Here is a 1,366-nt window from a genome sequence, read left to right on the forward strand (position 1 = left end):
CCCCCAGCCGAGGTACGCCCCGGCATCTCCAGGTGCCTGCCGGTGGGCGCAGAACAGATCCTGCCGGGCTCGCGGGAGCCCGAACAGGGCGCCCCCGCACCGGAGCAGGGGTGCTCCCCCGAGGTCCGGGCGTTCCGGGGCCCCGGGAGCGCCCGCGGGATCATCGTCGGACGGGATGGGACGGGATGGGACGGGGCATCCCGGCAGACCGTCCGGACCGGCCGCTGGCGGAAGGCGGCGCGGAAGACGGCCTGGAAGGTGATTCGGACATGACAGCCAGCAGGTCTTTTCGTGGCTAGGCTCATCGGGTCGGCATGAAAGGGGCGGCGAAGACGCATGGTCCCACGAGGGATACCGGACGCGGCGACACCGGCGGTCGTCGCGAGGATCGTCGCGGGCGGACGGAGATGGAATCTCGCAGCGGGCCGGCGGCTGACCTTCGGCCGGGCCGGCTGTGACATCCCGTTCGGGGCCGATCCGCAGGATCTGCTTGTCTCCCGCCGGGCCGGGACGCTGGCCGAGAGCGAAGGCGCGATCGTCATCAGCAACACGGGTCGGCATCCCCTGCTCCTACTGACCGCCAGTGGCGACACCCATCACATCGTGTCACCGGGCACGGCCCTGTCCGCCGGGCTGGCCGAGTTCCACATCGTCGCCGTCGGCACGGACGGCGAGCGTCACCAGATCGGCGTCGTCCATCATCGCCGGCGGCAGGTGCACCGCGATCAGGACACGATGCAGATCTCCGTCCGTCTCACCCAGACCGAACGCCTGCTGCTGGTGGCGCTCTGCGAACCGCGGCTGCGTACCGGTGACAACCACGCGCCGTTCGCCACGTACCGGGAGATCGCCCGCCGGGTCAGCCGCGACGACAACTATGTCCGCTCCCGGCTTGCCACCGTGCGCGGCAACCTTGCCGGGCAGGGGATACCCGGGCTGCTGCGGGACGAGCCGGGGCCGGCGTCGCGCCGGCTGCCCGACTACATCGTCCGGCTCGGCGAATGGGTGATCGCCGCTGGTCTGGTGACCGTGGACGACCTTGAGCTCCTGAGCCCGGACGGCTCCAGGCGAGAGGGCTAGGAGGCGACAGAACCAGGGCATGTCAGACGGATCCGCGGTCGTCCGGGTATGGCCCGGGCGGCTGCGGATCCGTCGGGGGTGGCCCGCCTGCGACGGCCTGGGCCGCAGGTGACGGCGTGTCCGTGTCCCGGGCCCGGCGGCGCAGGGCGCGGAAGAACACGCCGCCGCCGATCAGAGCCGCGGCGGCCACCGCGAACACACCGGCCTGGGTACCGGAAACCGGCAGGGCACCGTCCGCGTCCCCGCCGGCTTCCCCGGCCGTGCCCGCGTCGTCGGTGCCGTCCGC

At 72.6% G+C, this 1,366-nt stretch carries 2 protein-coding genes and 1 pseudogene; 2 read left to right on the forward strand and 1 reads right to left on the reverse strand.

What is annotated here, in order from left to right; translation table 11 throughout:
• Both AC5LSR_RS20820 and AC5LSR_RS20825 read left to right on the forward strand, forming a co-directional pair.
• The coding region (locus AC5LSR_RS20820) for a hypothetical protein (RefSeq protein WP_493468868.1) at positions 1-273 on the forward strand (273 nt) is incomplete at its 5' end.
• 63 nt (positions 274-336) lie between these two features.
• The gene (locus AC5LSR_RS20825; protein ID WP_250284533.1) at positions 337-1,080 is read left to right on the forward strand and encodes a hypothetical protein; all 744 of its coding nucleotides are present in this window, start codon (positions 337-339) and stop codon (positions 1,078-1,080) included.
• A gap of 22 nt (positions 1,081-1,102) precedes the next feature.
• On the opposite strand, the pseudogene AC5LSR_RS20830 reads toward AC5LSR_RS20825, so the two are convergent.
• Positions 1,103-1,366, reverse strand: a pseudogene (locus AC5LSR_RS20830) (hypothetical protein); the annotation flags it as partial.

This window comes from Protofrankia sp. CiP1_Cm_nod4, assembly GCF_982290645.1.

Coding starts and splice junctions, on each gene's coding strand:
- AC5LSR_RS20825 (WP_250284533.1), top strand. CDS start 337: ATGGTCCCACGAGGGATACCGGACGCGGCGACACCGGCGGTCGTCGCG.